The organism is Intestinimonas butyriciproducens (assembly GCF_004154955.1).
GTDB lineage: Bacteria > Bacillota > Clostridia > Oscillospirales > Oscillospiraceae > Intestinimonas > Intestinimonas butyriciproducens.
Genome location: NZ_CP011524.1, coordinates 1,352,942 through 1,372,534, shown reverse-complemented (window position 1 = coordinate 1,372,534; position 19,593 = coordinate 1,352,942). Strand labels below are relative to the sequence as shown.

Here is a 19,593-nt window from a genome sequence, read left to right as displayed (position 1 = left end):
CAAACTCCTTTTTTAATTTTTGAAAAATGCACTTCAAGCGGTCTGTCCCAGCTCCACCACCTCGTTCTGATTGGAGGCGGCTTCGCTGGCGGGAGCGGCTTCCTCGGCGGCGGTGGCAGCGAAGAACTGTTTGTATTCGTCATACTTGGGGAACTTGGCGAGGAACCAGGCCAGCACCGCGCGATAGGGGTTCTGCTGGATGGCGGCTATTGCCTTCTGGTCGTTGAACTCCTTGATAAGCTCCTTGCTGGTGGGCTGCATGGTCAAGAAGCGCTCAATGTTGGCATAGGTCAGATTCTTGTAGGTACGCTTGCTGGTGTTCTTCTTGATGGTCTTGGTCACCATCTGAGCGCTGGGGAAGTCCTGGCGGTAAGCTCTCCACTCTCTGTATTCGGGAGTGCCGAAGATACGGGCCTGCTTCTCGAAAGCCTTGGTAACCTGGGCGTGGGTGTCGTCGATGTAGATAATAGCGTTCTTTTTCATGGTGATAATCTCCTTTATCATATATTTTTGTTTTGAGAGATTTTGTTTTTCTCTTGTTCTCTGTCCCTCTTTGTGCTTTAAGTATAGCATGGGCAAAGAGAAAACCTGTACTTTAATAATGACATGTGATATAATCAAACTATGAAAAAGTGTCCCCAAAGTATCTGCAAGATCACAGAGAAAACAGCAATCGAGCGGTAGTTATTGCGATTTTGAAGCGTAGATTTCAAAAAGTTGCGGCTATGTATGGGAATCTTCTCGTTTTTCTCTTAAAAGATCTAAAAACTTCTTAAAACTTGTCCCTTTTTATTCAAATATCGTTGAAAAATCATCATTTCAAGTAAGAAAAAAGAGGTTTGCAGCCCGCAAACCTCTTTTTCTTACTTTTTCTTCTTTTTCATATCAAAACCTATGCGTTTCTTTTGGGAAAACCGCTCCACGGGCGATGTTTGATTGACGGCGGTGATTAGGTCGGCAATATTGTGGTTGTAATAGCCGTCAAGGGCTTTTAGGCTCTTGTGACCTGTGATCCTACGCAGCACCAGCGGAGCAATCCCTTCCCGCACTTCCAGGGTAATGAAGGTATGGCGGAACAAGTGGATTGATGTCTTTTCCACGCCTCGGCTCTTGTTATACCGGGCCACGCTGGACTGTAAAGTCACGCGGCCCATCATATCGCCGTAAATGCTGCAAAAGAGGTAATCTTCCCCCGCGCCATTGCGAACCATCATGTACTCCTGGAGAATAATAATCAGACTTTCACTCAGAGGAACAACACGCGGCTCCTTATTCTTGGTATGAATCAGAGTAATATACCCCTCGTTCAGATTCACGTCCTTGCAGCGGATAGACCGCAGTTCAAGGGAGCGGATGCCCGTACCCAAAAACACGCTGACAATGACCCAGGTACGGTATTCGTTGAACTTGTTCGTCTTGGGGCGGGCCAGCAGCTTCCTGATCTCGTCCTCGGTATAAACGTCCTTGAAATGCTCCTGATAGGCCATGTGCGACAACTGAATATCGGCGGTGATGTAGCCGCGTTCCTTGCCGAACTTCAAGACGGGCGAAATCTTGAAAAGATAGCTGTTGACCGTTTCGGCCTTTACTCTGGTTGCAAGCTCCATCTGATAATCGTCGAACAGTTCTTGGCGCAAATCGGAGCATCGAATGTCCTCCTGCAAGTATTCAAGGAACTTTTTACAGGCGTATTCATACCCGGCAATCGTGACTTCTTCAATGCCCCTTGTGCGGCAATCTCTGGAATAGAGCTGTACCAATTCACGAAAGTAAATGTCGGGCAGATTCTTGGCGTTTCCCTTCAAACTGATTGTAGCTTTCCCACTCGGTCTGGGCATAACAAAACCTCCTCATTTTTCTGAAAATACGGTGGCTACCTTGGCTTGAAAAATGAGGAGGTTTGTCAATTTTTCACTTTTTCGTTCTGCAACTTTTTCAATGGAAAAGTGTAGGTTTTCTCTGATTTTATCGAAAAATCAGAACAATTTTACTCCCATTCTATTGTGGCGGGCGGCTTGGAGGTGATGTCGTAGACGATGCGGTTGATTCCTTTGACCTCGTTGACAAGGCGGACAGAGATCTTGTCCAGCACCTCGTAGGGGATCCGTGCCCAATCGGCGGTCATAAAATCGCTGGTGGTGACTGCCCGGAGGGCCAGGGTATAGTCATAAGTGCGTCCGTCTCCCATAACGCCTACGGAACGACTGTTGGTGAGGACCGCGAAGTACTGGCTCAGATTTTTGTCCTCACCGGTCTTGGCGATCTCCTCCCGGTAAATGGCGTCGGCCTCCCGCAGGGTATCGGCCTTCTCCTTAGTGACGGCGCCGATGATGCGGATGGCCAGACCAGGGCCGGGGAAGGGCTGGCGCATCACCAGATATTCCGGCAGGCCCAACTCGCGGCCCAAGGCCCGCACCTCATCCTTAAACAGCAGGTCCAGCGGCTCCAGTATACCCTTGAACCGGGCCACCACCTCGGGCGGCAGCAGGCGGTTATGATGACTCTTGATCACATCGGCGTCTCCCTTGCCGGACTCGATCACGTCGGGATAGATCGTACCCTGCGCCAGGAAATCCTGATCCGTGATCCCAAACTGTTCGGCCTCATCCCGGAACACATAGCCGAACTCCGCGCCGATGATATGCCGCTTTTCCTGCGGGTCCTCCACTCCAGCCAGTTTGGACAGGAACCGCTCCTCCGCGTTTACGCGGACGAACCGGACCTTCCATTTGCTAAAGGCGCTCTCCACTTCGTCTCCCTCATGCTTCCGCATCAGGCCGTGGTCCACAAACACGCAGGTCAAGCGGTCCCCAATAGCCTCGGCCAACAGCGCGGCCAGGACCGAGGAATCCACGCCGCCGGATAAGGCCAGCAGGACACGCCCCCGGGGCCCGATCTCCTCCCGCAGCCGTGCAACCGTGGATTTGCAGTAATTCCCCATGGTCCAGTCCCCGGTGGCTCCGCAGACCTCGAAGAGGAAATTGCGGATCATCCTGGTGCCGTTCTGTGTATGGTTGACCTCCGGGTGAAACTGAACGCCGTAAAAGCTCTTGGATGCGTCGGCGATGGCCACATTGGGGCAGTTGTCGCTGTGAGCGGTGAGGGCAAAGCCCGCGGGCACCATGGCCATGTAGTCCCCATGGCTCATCCAGGATGTTCCCTCTGCGGGCAGGCCCTGAAAAATCTTACAGCCGGTGTCGTAGTAGGTACGGGTCTTGCCGTACTCCCGGGCGGTATCCTCCTGGGCCGCGGTAACCTGTCCGCCCAGGGTATGCGCCATGAGCTGGCATCCATAGCAGATCCCCAGGACGGGGATCCCAAGTTCAAAGATCGCGGGGTCCACATGGGGCGCGGCGTCCTCATAGACGCTGTTGGGGCCACCGGTAAAAATGAAACCGATGGGGTCCATGGCCTTCAGCTCAGCAATCGGCGTGGTATAGGGCTTGACCTCGCAGTAAACACCGCATTCGCGGACACGTCGGGCAATGAGCTGGTTATACTGACCGCCAAAATCCAGTACGATGACAAGTTGATGATTCATATTGTTTCCCTCCTTGAGAGGATCAGAATACAGTCGAAAACATGTCTGCGGCGGGACAGAGCGCTATCGCCTCCGCCCCGCCCACAGACAGCGGCTCTGCCGGCTGCCGGATCGGAGAGAGCCCCAAAGAAGGGCTCTCAGATTTTCGTGATGTCGATGGGCCGCAGGTCGGCGCTTCTCCCCTGCTCCCGGACCGTCAGAATGGCGTGCGCCGTATCGATGGCGGTGACACAGGCCACCGAATGCTCCACCGCAGCGCGGCGGATCTTGAATCCGTCGGTGTCGTGCTTGCGGCCCCTGGTGGGAGTATTGATCACCAGGTCCACAGATCCGGAGGCGATCATATCCAGAATATTGGGGTGGGCCTGGGAGACGCGGGCCACCTTCCTGGACGGGACCCCGGCGGCGTTGAGGGCATCGCAGGTCCCAGAGGTGGCCAGTATCTCGATCCCCATCTCCTCCAGGCCGCGGGCGATGCCGACCATCTCCCCCTTATCCTCGTCCTTCACGGTGACAATGACACGGCCGCCCTTTTTAGGCACCTTCATGTTGGCACCCTTAAATGCCTTCAGCAGCGCCTGTGGGAAGGATTCCGCGATCCCCAGCACCTCGCCGGTGGACTTCATCTCCGGTCCCAGACCGGTATCCACATCGGTGAGCTTCTCAAAGGAAAACACAGGCATCTTGACCGCAAAATATGGAGCCTCCGGGTAGATGCCGGTGCCAAAGCCCAGATCCTTCAACTTCTCTCCCAGCATGACCTTAGTGGCCAAGTCGATGATGGGCACCCCGGTAACCTTGGAGATATAAGGTATGGTCCGGCTGGAGCGGGGATTCACTTCGATCACATAGACCTGGTCGTTATAGAGGATGAATTGGATGTTGATGAGGCCGATGACCCCCAGTGCCTTGGCCAGTTCATAGGTGTATCTGAGGATGGTCTCTTTGTGCTGATCCTCAATGTGAAGGGGCGGGTAAACGGAAATGGAGTCGCCGGAATGGACCCCGGCCCGCTCCACATGCTCCATGATGCCGGGAATCAGGATATCCTCGCCGTCAAAGACGCCGTCCACTTCCACCTCGCGGCCCATGAGGTATTTGTCTACCAGGATGGGGTGCTCCTGTACCGTCTGGTTAATGATGCGCATAAACTCGGTAATGTTCCGGTCGTGATAGGCGATCTCCATCCCCTGCCCGCCCAGCACATAAGAGGGCCGGACCAGCACGGGATACCCCACTTCATTGGCGGCGGCCAGCGCCTCTTCGGTGGTAAAGACCGTTTTGCCGGCCGCACGGGGAATACCGCACTGCTGGAGGATCTCATCGAAACGCTCCCGGTCCTCCGCCGCGTCCACGCCGTCGGAGGAGGTGCCCAGAATGGGCACTCCCATATCTGTGAGGGCCTTGGCCAGCTTGATGGCGGTCTGCCCGCCGAACTGGACCACCGCGCCCCAGGGCTTTTCCAGCTCCACCACGTTCTCCACATCCTCGGGAGTCAGCGGCTCAAAATAGAGCTTGTCCGCCACATCGAAGTCAGTGGAGACGGTTTCCGGGTTATTATTAATGATGATGGTCTCATAACCCATGCGGCGGAAGGCCCATACAGAGTGAACGGAGCAGTAGTCGAACTCAATGCCCTGTCCGATACGGATGGGGCCGGAGCCCAGCACCAGCACTTTTTTCTTTTCCGGGTCCGGCGCATAGCCATGGGCTTCAGCGGCTCGAAGCGTCTCGCAGACCGGTGCGTCCCCCCACTCATGGGGCTGCACCGCCTCGTTCTCCGCGTCATAGGTGGAATAGTAGTAGGGGGTCTGCGCCTCAAACTCGGCGGCGCAGGTATCCACCATCTTGAAGGATGGGACAATGCCCAGCTCCCCCCGCAGGGCTTTGATCGCAGCGGCGGTCTTTCCCGAGAGGGCCGCGATCCAGGCGTCGGAGAAGCCCATCTCCTTGGCCAGATACAGAGTGTCCCGGTCCAGATGGCCCCGCTCCAGCCGGTCCTCCATGTCCACGATGTTCTGGAAGCGGTCCAGGAACCAGATGTCCATCTGGGTGATCTTGTTGATCTTCTCTGGCGAAAACCCTCGGCGGAGCGCTTCGGCCACGACAAAAAGCCGTTGGTCGTCCACATTGGCGAGACGCTCCTCGATCTCCTCGGTGTAGAGCTCGTCCAGGCCGTCCAACCGCAGGGATTTGACGGGCAGTTCCAGAGAGCGGATGGCCTTCATAAGGGCCCCCTCAAAGGAATTTCCGATGGCCATGACCTCACCTGTGGCCTTCATCTGCGTCCCCAGGGTCCGGCTGGCGGTGGTGAACTTGTCAAAGGGCAGGCGCGGGATCTTCAGCACACAGTAGTCCAGCGTGGGCTCGAAGCAGGCGGTGGTTTTCCCCGTCACCGCATTGGGGATTTCGTCCAGGGTATACCCAAGCGCGATCTTGGCCGCCACCTTGGCAATGGGATAGCCGGTGGCCTTGGATGCCAGCGCGGAGGAGCGGCTCACCCGGGGATTCACCTCGATGACCGCATATTCGTAGGAATCTGGGTTCAGCGCCAGTTGGACATTACAGCCCCCCTCGATCCTCAGGGCGGAGATGATGTCCAGAGAGGCGGTGCGGAGCATTTGATACTCCTTGTTGGCCAGTGTCTGGGTGGGCGCCACCACGATGGAGTCGCCGGTGTGTACGCCCACGGGGTCGATGTTCTCCATGGAGCAGATCTGGATCACATTGCCCGCGGAGTCCCGCATGACCTCGAATTCGATCTCCTTCCACCCGGCGATGGACCGTTCGATCAGGACCTGTCCCACCCGGGACATATGGATGCCCCGGTCCGCGATCTCCCGCAGAGAGGGCTCGTCGTATGCGATGCCGCCGCCGGTGCCGCCCAGCGTATAAGCCGGACGGACGATCACAGGATAACCGATGGAGTTTGCAAAACCCACGGCGTCCTCCACAGACTCCACCACATCGGAAGTCACGCAGGGCTGGCCCAACTCCTCCATGGCGTCCTTGAAGCCCTGACGGTCCTCCGCCTTGCGGATAGACTCCGGGGAAGTCCCCAGAAGCCGGACGTTGTACTCCTCTAAAATCCCCTGCTCATGGAGATTCATGGCAAGATTGAGGCCCGTCTGTCCGCCCAGTGTGGGCAGGATGGAGTCAGGCCGCTCTATCTGAATGACCTGGGTCACCGAAGCGATGTTCAGAGGTTCAATATAGACATGGTCCGCAATGTCCTTATCAGTCATGATGGTGGCCGGGTTTGAGTTGACCAGCACCACCTCCACGCCCTCCTCCTTGAGGGCCCTGCAGGCCTGAGTGCCCGCGTAGTCAAATTCGGCGGCCTGTCCGATCACGATGGGGCCCGAGCCCAGCACCAGTACCTTCTTGATATTTTGGTTCTTCGGCATTACCAGGCGCCTCCTTCCATCCGGCGGATAAATCGGTCAAAGAGGTATTCCGTATCTTTGGGGCCGGGCGAGGCCTCGGGGTGGAACTGGACGGTATAGACATTCCCGTTCTTGTACCGGAGTCCCTCCACACTGCCCTCGTTTACGTTGACGTGAGAGACTGCGGCCACCTCCGGGCTGACGCTCTCGGCGCAGACCACATAGCCGTGGTTCTGAGAGGTGATGAACACCCGGCCGGCGTCCAGGTCCTTCACCGGATGATTGGCGCCCCGGTGGCCGAAGCGCATCTTCCTGGTGGAAGCGCCGGTGGCCAGCGCCATGAGCTGATGTCCCAGACATACGGCGAAAATGGGAATCCCGGCGTCATAGAGGTCCCGAATCTCCTGGATGATGGCCACGTTGTCCGAGGGGTCCCCCGGTCCGTTGGAGAGCATCACGCCGTCGTATCTTCCCGCCAGGATCTCCTGGGCGGTGGTGTGGGCCGGAAACACCGTCACCTCACAGCCACGGCTCTGGAGGCAGCGGATCATATTTTCCTTCACACCGAAATCCATCAGCGCCACCCGCAGTTTCTGGCGGATAAGCGGAGGATAGACCTGCACCGCTTTCCTGGTGACTCTCTCCACCGTACCCTTGACCCGATATGCCTCCACCGTTTTCAAAACATCCTGGATACAAAAATCCTCCGCACAGGTGATCATACCATTCATGGTACCCTGACTGCGGAGAATACGGGTAATAGCGCGCGTATCCACGCCTTGGATGCCCGTGATCCCATGTTCTTTTAAATAATCGTCCAAATCACCTTCGCAGCGGAAATTACTGCCCCGCCGGGAGAGGTGGCGAACGACAAATGCCTCTCCCCAGGGCCGGGAAGACTCGTTGTCCTCGCTGTTCACGCCATAGTTGCCAATGAGCGGATAGGACATCACGATGCCCTGTCCGGCGTAGGAAGGGTCCGTCAAAATTTCCTGGTAGCCCACCATGGAGGTATTGAACACCATCTCACAGACACAGTCCTCTGTAGAGCCGATGCTCTGTCCCTCAAAAATGCTGCCATTTGCCAGAATGAGGGTGGCCTTCATCTGCAGTATCCCGCCTTTCACCGCATTTTATCTGATAGATTCTATCTCAAATTTTCTTTCCTGACAACATTCTTTTTTTAAAATGGAGAAATACGTGGATTTGGACAAAGATATCCGGTTCATTCTGCCGGCGTCACGTCAATGATGACCAGTTCCGGCGGATTGAAAATGCGCGGGACCCGCGTGGACTCCCTGGCCAGCCCGCGGCTGACCACCAGGTCGGTGTTCTCGTCAAGCCGGTACAGCCCGCCTGCATACGCCGGAAAGAATCCCTGGTCCGGGGCCAGCAAGCCGTTGACCAGGCCCGGAAGGCGCCACTGTCCCCCGTGGGCATGGCCCGACAAAACCAGATCAAAGTCGTAGGCCAAGTAGTCCTCCACCCGCTCCGGACGGTGGGAGAGGAGCACGGCAAAGCAGTCCGGGCCCGCCGCCTTCGCCGCTGCGGACAACTGATCGCTCCACATAGACCCGCCGCACTTCGGATCGTCCACACCGCACAGCTCGACACGCTGCCCCTGTAAAAGTACCGAACGGCACTCCCCCGCCAGCACGATAACGCCGCTCTCCGCCATCTCCTTTCGGATCGTCTCCACCCTGCCGCTGCGGTATTCGTGGTTTCCTGTGACATAATAAGTCGGATACCGCGCGGCCAAGCGCCGTACTGTGAGCCATGCATTGTCCTCCGGGAGAACGTCGTCCACAATATCGCCGCCCAGCAACACCACATCCGGATGCTGTACCTCCACCATGTCCAGCAACTCCCGCTGTCCCTCTCCATAAAAGCAACTGTGCAGATCCGTCAGCAGGGCGATCCGCACCGTCTTCTTCACCTTTTCGCTGCCTACGGTATATCGCCGCAGGGTCAGCCGATTTTCCAGCCCTGCCGCCGCTATGGCCAGGAGCGCGCAAAAGGCGGCCAGAACCGCCCATCTGCGCTTTCGGTTTTTCGGTGGTCTCATTTTCTCAGCGCCCCTTTTCCCTTCCTGCGCAGTATAATCCCCGTATCCTCTGACCATACTGTTATGGCGTATCTGAGCCGTCGGGCCCCTGTTCCGGACGCCCCGCCGGTTCGTGCACGCCCCAGGACAGACCTATCTTTTGGGAGGAGCGCATTTTTTATGATCATCGCGTTTCTGCGTACCATTATATTATATCTGCTGATCATCGCGGGCATTCGTCTGATGGGAAAGCGGCAGGTGGGAGAGCTGGAGCCCTCCGAACTGGTGCTCGATCTCATCATCGCGGATCTGGCGGCCGTCCCCATGCAGGACTTCGGCATCCCCCTGCTCTCCGGCATCATTCCGATCCTGACGCTGCTCAGCGTCACCATGGTCCTCTCCGTGCTCACCATGAAGAGCGTCAAGTTCCGTGCCATCGTCTGCGGACGCCCCAGCATTATCGTGGAGAACGGGCGGCTGAATCAGCAGGAGATGAGGCGGAACCGCTTTACCGTGGACGAGCTAAATGAAGAGCTCAGAGTCCAGGGGATCACCGACCTGTCCACCGTCAAGTACGCGATTTTGGAGACCAACGGCCGGGTGTCCGTCATTCCTTACGCAAATCAGCGACCCGTCACTGCCGAGCAGATGAACCTCTTTCCGGACGACGTCGGCCTTCCCCTTGTCATCATCAATGACGGACGGCTGCTGGAGCACAATTTGAAGCTCCGCGGCTTCAACGAGGGCTGGCTCAATAAGCGCCTGGAGGAACACGGCGTCCGTGCTGTCCGGGATGTATTCCTCCTCTCCGTGGACGAGCAGAACCGGGTCTATTTTGTCCCCAAGGAGGTCGGTGTAAAATGAGAAGACTCTGGATCGCTGTCGCCTTCCTCGCCGCGGTCTTTGCCGCGACACTGGTCAACTCCCATTATCTGAAAACCTTCTCGACAGAGCTTACATCCCTGCTCACGCAGGCCGAATCCTTGGCCGAGCGCGGGGAGTGGTCGGAGGCCGAGTCGCTTACCCAACAGGCCCTTGCGTCCTGGGAGGAGCATGATCTTTATCTCTACACCATGCTGCGTCACTCGGACACCGACCAGGTTCATAGCGGATTCCAAGAAGTTCTTGAGTTTATCCGCTGTGAGGAAGGGGGCGAATACTCCGCCGCCAACGCCCGCCTTGTCTCCCAAATCGAGCTGCTCTATGAGATGGAAGAATTCAGTTTGAAAAACCTTCTCTGATCCTCCGTGCGGCATCAATGCCGTCCTGATAGATATTATACCCTCATATTTATTGTTTCTCAATATTAAATATCCTCAAAGCAATAAATCTATACAAAAACACTCCGGGCGGACCGACATCCGCCCGGAGCCTTACACGAGGTTCATTTTCCATCCAGAAGCTTATTGAGCTCATCCATAAAGGTACCGATATCTTTGAATTGGCGATAAACCGAAGCAAAACGGACGTAGGCCACCTCATCCACCTCCTTGAGCTTCTGCATCACCATCTCCCCGATCACGGCTGAGCTCACTTCACGCTCCATATCGTTTTGCAGGCTCTGCTCGATCTCCTGCGCAATCTCCTCCAGCTTGGACAGGGGGACGGAGCGTTTTTCACAGGCCTTGAGCATGCTTCCAAGCAGCTTATCCCTGTCAAACGTCTGACGGCTGCCATCCTTTTTGATCACCACAAGAGGCAGGCTTTCCATTGTCTCATAGGTGGTGAACCGCTTGTGGCACTCCAGGCACTCCCGGCGGCGGCGGATACTGGCCCCCTCGTCCGAGGGGCGGGAATCGACGACCTTACTTTCCAGGTTGCCGCAAAACGGACACTTCATCTTGGAATGACCTCCTCTGCAATGTGAAATTTTACCGTTATAAATACAGGCAGTTCTCCAGCGTCAAGCACCGCCGGAGCTCTTCCCGACCGGCAAGCGGCCAAATATTCATAGATAGCGTGGTCCTGTATCTGCTTTGCGGCTATTATATCACACAATCCAGTGTCCTGGTATTCTTTTTTCTATTTATATCCTTTTTTATCTCTGGGCTGTATAAACTCCGCTTCTCCATGGTAATACTAGGGGCGTAACAGGCGAAAAGAGGTGAGTTTTTATGAACGAGAACCAAAACAACAGCCGCAGCAACGCCAAGAACCGTAAGGATCAGGGCCAAGCCCAGAACAAGAAGAAGGATCAGGCCCAGAACAAGAAGAATGACCAGAACCAGTTCTAAGCAAACAAGAGCCGGAGCGCACTGCTCCGGCTCTTGTTGTATCCATGCCCGCCCTTCCGGCATAGGATAGCCCGGAGGTTATGAGTATGAATATGTTCCCTCGCAAATCAATCGATGCTTCCGACTTTGCCGCATCCCTTCGTGATGCCGAAGCTTGCGTTTCCAGCGACTGCGGCCACCATCCCGCAAGGTGCTGCGTCCCTAATCCCTGCTGTGGCTGTCCCCCCTTCCCCACCGGATGCTGTACTGGCCCGATCGGCCCCCAGGGGCCTCAGGGGATCCAGGGGCCGACCGGTCCCCAGGGCGCTCAGGGTCCCCAGGGTGCACAAGGTCCGGCCGGACGTGACGGCGCTACGGGCGCCACAGGCACGGCCGGCGTGACTGGGCCCACCGGTGCAACCGGCGCGGCTGGCGTGGCTGGACCTACCGGACCTACCGGCGCTACGGGTGCCACAGGCATGGCCGGACCTACCGGCGCTACGGGCGCCACAGGTGCGGCCGGCGTGACTGGGCCCACCGGTGCAACCGGCGCGGCTGGCGTGGCCGGACCTACCGGCGCTACGGGCGCCACAGGCACGGCCGGTGTGACTGGGCCCACCGGTGCAACCGGCGCGGCTGGCGTGGCCGGACCTACCGGCGCTACGGGTGCCACAGGTGCGGCCGGCGTGACTGGGCCCACCGGTGCAACCGGCGCGGCTGGCGTGGCCGGACCTACCGGCGCTACGGGCGCCACTGGTCCCACCGGACCGACGGGGCCAACGGGACCCACTGGTCCGACCGGCACTGCGGATACTATTGCCGTAGGCACCACTACAACCGGCGACCCGGGCACCGAGGCTGCCGTGGTAGACTTCACGGGGAGCCCCAACCATGTCTTTAACTTTTCTATTCCCAGAGGCGCGGATGGCGCGGCCGGTGCGACTGGCGCGACTGGTCCCACCGGGCCCACCGGGCCGACAGGCGCACAGGGTCTGGCGGGCGCAACCGGCGCGACTGGTCCCACCGGGCCGACAGGAAGCTGCACCTGTTCGTGCCGCTCCCGGGGCGAGTTGGTCGTAAACGGCGGCATGGAATCCTTTACAGGCACTGTCCCCACCAGTTGGACCGCAAACAATAAGAACCTGGTCTCCATCGTCGGCCAGCAAGGTCGGGTGCATTCCGGGAGTCTGGCCGCCAATCTGAACAACGGTGCCGTCCTCTATCAGGACATCGCTGTAAACGCCGGGTGCTATCACCGCTTTTCTTTCTTTGCAAGAGGAGAGGGCAGCCAGGTAGGCGTCACCGCCAAGGTGATTTATCTAAACGCACAGGACCAGCCGACCCAGGGCCTGCTCATCCAGGTAAGACAGCAGGATATGGTCGCCAGCAACCGGGTATTCGCCTACTATCAGGGAATCACCATCGCCGCGCCGGCCGGAACCGTGAAGGCAAGGATCGAGTTTGATGTCAGCGCGGACGGCGGTCAGAGCATGGATCTGGACGACGTATCGTTCTCCTTGGCCTGACAGTAGCCCGGAGAGGTCCCGCCTCTTTCCATCCTTTTCTCTGCCCGGCACTTTCCGGCAGTGAGCGGAGGCTCCCGCGCCGTTTGAGGCGCGGGAGCCCCTTTTTTATAGATGGACGCACGGCAGCGATGCACGGACCAGCAACCCGCCCTCAGGGCCGCTCTCCGCTCCTACCGTCCCTCCGTGCGCCTTCATGATGCTCTTGCAGATGGACAGGCCGAGACCGGACACTTTCCGCCCCGGGTCTGTGGTGTAGAGCGGCTCAAAAATCTGCTGGAGCAGCTCCGGGGGTACGCCTTTTCCGTTGTCCCAGAACAAAAAGACGACCTGCTCCCCCTCCCTGCAGCACCTCAGGCGCAGTTCCAGATGCCCCGCTCGGGCATGTTGGATGCTGTTTCCAATGAGGTTTCCAAAAAAGCGCCGCATATGCTCCCAGTTGCAGATGATCTGCTCTTGCGGACATCTGCACTCGATCCTGAACAGCACGTCGGCATCCATCAACTCCGACTCATATTCCATTCGGAGCTTTTCACAGAATGCCTCCACGGTCATCAGCCGCATGGGGGCCGTGTCCCGCAGCCCCACATCCAGATAATCGTCGAACTCGTCCACAATGGACTTGAGCCTCAGTGCTTTTTCATAGACGCTGTCCAGGTACTGCTGCCTCTTTTCGGGCGAAAGCTCTGCCGAGCGAAGGCGCTCGGAATAGCCGAGCACAGAGGTCAGGGGCGTCTTGATATCGTGGGAGATAGAGGCGATGAGCTGGTGCTCCGCTTTCTCCTTACATTCCAATACGCCCACCAGATCGGCAAAGGCATTCTGGAGTTTCCCGATCTCATCCTGGCGCTCGCTCCGCTCGGGGCGGTCCCCCTTCTCATAATAGCGGCGCATGGTTTTGCGGAGCCGCACAATTGGAGAGAGCATCAGCAGATACATCAAGACCGCCACTACCGTGAATACGCCGATATTCAGGCCGGACAGGCCCCTCAGGGCCTTTTTCTGCAGATCTGCGCTCAACTCATTGCGCTGGATGGCCCGGCTCCACACATACACATGGACGCGCCGCCCTTCCGACAGCGCGGCCTCCTGCTCCCCGGAGGCCAGCAGCCGTGTCCCCGCCTCACCGGCAGGCATCCGCTCATAGAGGAGCGTCCCGTCCGCATCGCGCACGATGCAGTAGAGCGCTCCGTCCTCCAAATAGTCCTCCAGTGCCGCAAAATCCCCGCCGCATCCTTCCAGGAAGGCCCCCACACGCTGCGCGGCTCCGTCCGCCGCTCTCATCACCCCGTCATAGGTGTTCCCTGCGTAGTCCCCCAGATAGGACAGGAACCATCCGCACATCAGCCCCCAGCTCAGCACCGCCGCAGCCACCAGGGCCAGCAGCAGCTTCCGCGACAGATGAGAACTCAACCAGCCCACCCCGGAAAACCTCCGCCCCTCAGCTCCGTCTGTCATCGCTCTCCTCCTCCACAAATCCGTTTTGGGTGACAAAACGGTATCCTGATCCCCACACGGTCTTGATATAGCGCCAGTCAGGGTCCAGTTTGGCCCTCAGGTTCTTGATGTTGATGGCTACCGTTCCCACGTCTCCATACTCCGTCCGCCACACATCGTGAAAGATGCGCTCCCGTGAGAGCGTCTGTCCCGCGTTTTGCATGAGGTAGGCCAAGAGCTCAAACTCCCGGGTGGACAGTGGGACCTCCACGCCGTTTCGGGTGACCCGCATCTCCTCCGGCTCCATACGGATCCCGCCGATCTGGATCGGTCCCGCCGATGCCCGCCGGGGGTCCGAGCGCATTTGCCGGCGCAGGTGCGCCTGTATTCTCGCCACCAGCTCCTCCAGTACAAACGGCTTGGTCAGATAGTCGTCCGCCCCCAAGTCCAGGCCCGCCACAATGTCCTTCACGCTGTCCTTTGCGCTGAGGAAGAGAATCGGGCAGCTCACCCGGCTGCGGATCTTCCTGCACACATCCAGCCCGCTGAGCCCCTTCATCATAATATCCAGAAGAATCAGATCGAAGCTCTGCCCTTCCATCAGGCGGACGGCCTCTTCTCCCGAACGGGCCGTCACCACATTCATCCCGTTTTCCTCCAGCACGTCGGAGACCAGCAGAAGAATGGACACATCGTCGTCCACCAAAAGTATATTTCCGTCCATTTCCACGCCCCCTTTTTTCTAATGATACCACAGTCGGATCGCGGCGGACCATAAAGAATCATTAAGATAAAACCGTTTATTAAGAATTATGAGAGTTGGCCCCATCCCGTTGACTCTCCGGCGGACGGAAACTAAGATAAAATAGCTTCCGGCGGGGCCCTGCCGCCGCCAAAATCTCTCCGGGAAGGTGACTGCTTTGCTTGAAAAAATCTCCCGCGCACTGACACGCAAACCAAAGCTGGTGGTATTGGTCGCGGTCCTGCTGCTGATCCCAAGCGTTTTGGGCGCCGCTATGACCCGCATCAACTATGATATCCTCTCCTACCTCCCTCAGGACCTGGACTCCGCCAAGGGAGAGGCGCTTCTGGAAGAGCCCTTCCACATGGCGGCCACCACTATGCTCATCGTGGAGGGAATGCCCCCTGCGTACACACACCAACTGCAAAAGGAGGTAGAACAGGTCCCGGGGGTGAGCAATGCCATCTGGCTGTCCAGTCTGGTCGGCATCCAGATCCCTGAGGAGATGCTTCCCGAGGATATCCGTGACATTTTCTTCTCGGGCGATGCCACAATGATGATCGTCCAATATGAACAGCCCGGCGCCTCGGAGGCCACGATGAAATCCATCGAGCAGGTCCGGTCCCTGTGCAATAAAAACTGCTTTCTGGCCGGCTTCTCCGTCTTTATCAAGGACACCAAGGACCTGATCTCCAAGGAAATGCCGCTGTATGTGGTGATGGCCGCCGTGCTCTCCATCATCGCCATGTGCGTCACGATGGAGTCCTGGCTGCTGCCCGTGGCCCTGATGCTCAGCATCGGCCTGGCCATTCTCTATAATTTCGGCAGCAACATCTTGTTGGGGGAGATCTCCTTCATTACCCAGGCCATTGCAGCCGTCTTGCAGCTGGGCGTCACCATGGACTACTCTATTTTCCTCTATCACCGGTATGTGGAGGAGGCGCCTCACTACGAGGACCGCCGGGACGCCATGGCCGTCTCCATTGTCGCTGCCTTCAAGTCCCTCTCCGGCAGCTCCCTGACCACCATCGCCGGCTTTCTGGCGCTTTGCTTCATGCGTTTGACGCTGGGGCGGGACCTGGGCCTCGTGATGGCCAAGGGCGTGGTTCTGGGCGTGGCCACCGTGGTACTGGTGCTCCCCGCTATTCTCCTTCTGATGGACGGCCCGATCCGCAGATACCGCCACCCCGCTTTGGCCCCAAACATGGGCCGTCTCAACGCATTTATCGTCCGGCACAGACACTTTTTCGTGGCGCTCTTTTTTCTTCTCTTTTTCCCAGCCGTCTACTCGAACAATCATACGCAGGTCTACTACAAGCTGGACCAATCCCTTCCCCAGGATATGCCCTCCATCGTTTCTACCGATAAGCTGAAGGATGAGTTCAACATGGCCTCCTCCCACTTTATCGTGATGCGCGACGATATCAGCCGCGCCAGGATGAAGGAGCTGGAGGAGGCCATCGATGAGATTCCCGGCATCACCAGTGTGGTGGCCTATGACAAGCTGATCAGCGGCACGATTCCCGATTTTTTTATTCCCGATGAGATCAAAGACCTGTGCAAACAGGACGGTTATCAAATGATGATGGTCAATTCGGAGTATGTCACCGCTTCCGACGCGGTATCCCAGCAGCTCTCCCAGCTCAGCGCTCTGGTCAAGTCCTACGACCCGGAGGCCTATATCACCGGCGAGGCCGCCATGACCGACGACCTCATCACCGTATCAGACTCCGACTTTAAGCTGACCAATTATTTGTCCATCATCGCCATTCTTATCCTCGTGGCCTTCACCTTCCGCTCCATCTCCATCCCCATCCTGCTGGTGTCCACCATCGAGCTGGCTATTTTCATCAACCAGGGCATTCCCTACTTCTCCGGCACGGTCATCGCCTTTGTGGCCCCCACCGTGATCGGCTGCGTGCAGTTGGGCGCCACGGTGGACTACGCCATCCTGATGACCACCCGCTTTCAGGAGGAACTGCAAAAGGGCAAGGACCGGAAGGAGGCCATCCAAATCGCGGCCACCTCTTCAGACATTTCCATCATCACCAGCGCTCTGGTCTTTTTCTGCTCCACCCTCGGGGTAGCGCTGATCTCCACAATGGACATCGTCAGCAGCATCTGCCTGATGCTCTCCCGCGGCGCCGTCATCTCCGCACTGGTCAGTATCTTCATCCTTCCCTCCGTGCTGGTCGTCTTTGAGCCCATCATCGCCAGGACCAGCCTCTGGTGGCGGACACCCAAGCCGCCCAAAGCCCCCCAAAACCCACAGCCCGGCAAGCAGGCCCTCTCCTCCGCCGGAAAGCATTGAAAGGAGCCCATTCCCATGAAAACCACTCATCAACGTATTGGGGCGCTGGTACTGGCCGCCGCAGTGAGCGCAGCGCTGCTCTGTCCCCCCGCTCTGGCCTCGGGAGCCCTCTCCCCCGTGTGTGACGAGTCCTATTATGCGACCCTCGATTATTACGGCGGCCTGATAAACAGCAGCGTGGTCAAGAGCTACCAGACCAACGGCAATACCGAACTCACCGACTATGGTACTTACGACGAGATCATCAACCTCACCGACGACCGGGCCCCCACCACCCAGGACGGCGCCGTCACCTTCGAGTTGGGCGAGGATGGGCCGGAGCATTTCTACTTCGAGGGGAAAACGGAGCAGCCTTTCCGGGATCTGCCCTGGACCCTCACGCTCTCCTATAAGCTCAACGGCGCTCCCGCTCTGGCTGAAGATCTGGCCGGCAAGACCGGCCTGGTGGAGATCGATCTGGACGTGCTGCCCAATCCCGCCGCCCCTGCATACAGCCGGAACAATCTGGTCCTGACTGCTGCGACCGCCTTCAATGCGGACGATATTCTCTCCCTGGAGGCGCCGGGCGCCGAGGTCCAACTCATCGGCAACCTGCGCACCGTACTCTTTATGGTCATGCCCGGAGAGGAGCAGCACTTCGCCATCCGGGTGGGCAGCAACGATTTCTCCTTTCCCGGCATGGTCCTCTTGGCCGTTCCCGCCACGCTCGGACAGTTGGATCAGATCGCCGACCTGCGCGAGGCCAAAGAGAAAGTCGAAGACTCCTACGACGCCATCAACGACAGTCTGGACGTCATTCTGGACACCCTGGACGGCATGAGCGGCAGCCTGAACACCACCGCCAACGGCCTGGACCGCCTGAATGACGCGCGGCGCACCATTTCCGGCGGAAAAGATCATGTCTATCAGAATGCCGACGCAGCCCTGGCCGATCTGGACACCCTTTCCGATGCATTGGAGCCAGCAGCGGGCCACCTGGCCTCCGCTTCCCAGGCGCTGACCGAGACGACGCAGACGCTGACCGACCTCACCGAGAACGCCGTGGCGCTGAAACCGGAGCTGGAATCCACACGGAAGATCATCCAGCAAATCCAGTTGGACACAAGCTCTCTGCGCGAGCTGATAGACAGCGTGGAGTCCTATAACAAGTCCGCCTCCGTGATCGCCTCCAACCTGGAAGACGACTTCTATTATATGAGCGATCAGATGGACGACCTGCAAAGCAGCCTGAGCGCCCTGGAGAACACACTGAGCCGGATCAGCGGCATGTCCACCGTCGACGAGATCACCATAGAGGGTATGTCCATCTACGAGCTCCGTGAGAGCGCCGCCGCCACCGCCAACGCCCACCAGCTCTATCTCCAGAATGTCCCGGAGGCGATGCGGGATCAGGTCACCTTTCAGGTTTTCCTGACCAGCCCGGCCGTTGGACTGGACGCGGCCACGGCCGCGCAGATGAACGTTCTCTGGAACCAGATGGAGAGCGATCCGGACTTCTGGGATAAGCTGGACCAGGCCGATACGGTCAACGAAGTCATTGACGGCGTCAATGGGAAGATCAGCGAGGTCAACCGCCTGCTCAAGGGGATCGCAAAGCCCACCTCTCAGGTCGTGGGCGACCTCCAAAATCTGTGCTATTGGCTGGGAGAAGACGGTCTCTCCGGCGATCTGGAGGAGCTCTCCAAGCTGGCCGCAAGCCTTTTGAAGGATGGAAAAGCTCACGAAGGGGCTGCCTCCTCTCTGCTCAACAGTCTGGATGAACTGGGGGACCTGGCGGGCCGGGTGACCAAAAACGCCGACACCGCGCTGGACCTCCTCCAATCCCTGGACGGGACCCTGAATACCTATGAGCCACAGGCACAACAGGCTCTTTCCGATGCGCAGGCGCTCACCGACGCCGCCACGTCCGGTCTGCGCAATTCCACGGCCTTTCTCCGCTCCGCCGAATCCCTCCTCAAGGACAGCGGCGGGGATCTGGACGAGGGCACCCGCCAGGCCCTGTCCGGACTGGCCGATGCGCTACGGCGCTCCACCACCGGCCTGTCACAGACGGACACCATCCGCGCGGCCAAAGCCACCATCACCAGTCTGATCGAGGACGAGTGGAACAGCCACACCGGCGGGGACAACAATCTGCTGCTGATGGACGCCGATGCCGCCCCTATCTCTCTTACCTCCAGCAAAAACGCCTCCCCCAACAGCATTCAGTTCATCATGCGCACCCAGGAGATCAAAGTGCCGGAGACGGCTTCCGAAGATGCCACATCGGTGGACACTGCCTCCCAGGGGACGGTTTGGAGCCGCATTGCAGCCATGTTCCGGGATTTCTGGCATATGCTCACCGGAGTATTTCGCCGGGGCTGACGGTTCCTCTTTTCTGTCCCAGCCTGCAGGAA

At 58.2% G+C, this 19,593-nt stretch carries 13 protein-coding genes and 1 pseudogene; 5 read left to right on the top strand and 9 right to left on the bottom strand.

The features are described from left to right. Nucleotides 1-33: 33 nt before the first annotated feature. The 6 genes from SRB521_RS06735 to SRB521_RS06710 form a co-directional block, all read right to left on the bottom strand. Nucleotides 34-504, bottom strand: coding sequence for a hypothetical protein (locus SRB521_RS06735; protein WP_165816296.1), 471 nt, complete (start codon nucleotides 502-504; stop codon nucleotides 34-36). A 359-nt stretch (nucleotides 505-863) separates the two neighbouring features. Continuing rightward, entirely contained in the window at nucleotides 864-1,838 is a 975-nt protein-coding gene (locus SRB521_RS06730; protein WP_116722011.1) for a tyrosine-type recombinase/integrase, read from the bottom strand. Nucleotides 1,839-1,987: 149 nt separating this feature from the next. After that, nucleotides 1,988-3,541 (bottom strand): glutamine-hydrolyzing GMP synthase, encoded by a 1,554-nt coding sequence (gene guaA, locus SRB521_RS06725; protein ID WP_116722010.1) that lies wholly within the window; start codon nucleotides 3,539-3,541, stop codon nucleotides 1,988-1,990. Nucleotides 3,542-3,678: 137 nt separating this feature from the next. Continuing rightward, a complete protein-coding gene (gene carB, locus SRB521_RS06720) occupies nucleotides 3,679-6,948 on the bottom strand; it encodes a carbamoyl-phosphate synthase large subunit (RefSeq protein ID WP_116722009.1) in 3,270 nt (1,089 codons plus the stop codon). Beyond that, complete coding sequence (locus SRB521_RS06715; protein WP_058117821.1) at nucleotides 6,948-8,033, bottom strand: carbamoyl phosphate synthase small subunit; 1,086 nt, start codon at nucleotides 8,031-8,033, stop codon at nucleotides 6,948-6,950. Before SRB521_RS06715 ends, carB begins: the two co-directional genes overlap by 1 nt. 119 nt (nucleotides 8,034-8,152) lie before the next feature. Continuing rightward, nucleotides 8,153-8,992: a metallophosphoesterase gene (locus SRB521_RS06710; RefSeq protein WP_058117822.1), complete on the bottom strand. Its 840-nt coding sequence runs from the start codon at nucleotides 8,990-8,992 to the stop codon at nucleotides 8,153-8,155. Nucleotides 8,993-9,151: 159 nt separating this feature from the next. Between SRB521_RS06710 and SRB521_RS06705 the strand changes: the two genes are divergently transcribed. Beyond that, entirely contained in the window at nucleotides 9,152-9,835 is a 684-nt protein-coding gene (locus tag SRB521_RS06705) for a DUF421 domain-containing protein (RefSeq protein ID WP_058117823.1), read from the top strand. Then, a complete protein-coding gene (locus SRB521_RS06700; protein WP_058117824.1) occupies nucleotides 9,832-10,212 on the top strand; it encodes a DUF4363 family protein in 381 nt (126 codons plus the stop codon). Before SRB521_RS06705 ends, SRB521_RS06700 begins: the two co-directional genes overlap by 4 nt. Before the next feature lie 143 nt (nucleotides 10,213-10,355). Here the strand turns inward: SRB521_RS06700 and nrdR are convergent, their stop codons facing one another. Beyond that, entirely contained in the window at nucleotides 10,356-10,811 is a 456-nt protein-coding gene (gene nrdR, locus SRB521_RS06695) for a transcriptional regulator NrdR (RefSeq protein ID WP_033116499.1), read from the bottom strand. A gap of 642 nt (nucleotides 10,812-11,453) precedes the next feature. Between nrdR and SRB521_RS16920 the strand changes: the two are divergent. Beyond that, nucleotides 11,454-12,224: pseudogene (locus SRB521_RS16920) on the top strand (collagen-like domain-containing protein); the annotation flags it as partial. A gap of 591 nt (nucleotides 12,225-12,815) precedes the next feature. On the opposite strand, the gene SRB521_RS06685 reads toward SRB521_RS16920, so the two are convergent. Both SRB521_RS06685 and SRB521_RS06680 read right to left on the bottom strand, forming a co-directional pair. Further along, nucleotides 12,816-14,165: a HAMP domain-containing sensor histidine kinase gene (locus tag SRB521_RS06685; RefSeq protein WP_058117826.1), complete on the bottom strand. Its 1,350-nt coding sequence runs from the start codon at nucleotides 14,163-14,165 to the stop codon at nucleotides 12,816-12,818. Next, on the bottom strand, nucleotides 14,149-14,868 hold the full coding sequence (locus tag SRB521_RS06680) for a response regulator transcription factor (protein ID WP_058117827.1): 720 nt from the start codon (nucleotides 14,866-14,868) through the stop codon (nucleotides 14,149-14,151). Before SRB521_RS06680 ends, SRB521_RS06685 begins: the two co-directional genes overlap by 17 nt. Nucleotides 14,869-15,064: 196 nt before the next feature. On the opposite strand from SRB521_RS06680, the gene SRB521_RS06675 reads away from it, so the two are divergent. Then, on the top strand, nucleotides 15,065-17,197 hold the full coding sequence (locus tag SRB521_RS06675; RefSeq protein WP_075704088.1) for an efflux RND transporter permease subunit: 2,133 nt from the start codon (nucleotides 15,065-15,067) through the stop codon (nucleotides 17,195-17,197). Nucleotides 17,198-17,212: 15 nt separating this feature from the next. After that, nucleotides 17,213-19,561: a YhgE/Pip domain-containing protein gene (locus SRB521_RS06670; protein ID WP_058117828.1), complete on the top strand. Its 2,349-nt coding sequence runs from the start codon at nucleotides 17,213-17,215 to the stop codon at nucleotides 19,559-19,561. Nucleotides 19,562-19,593: the final 32 nt, after the last annotated feature.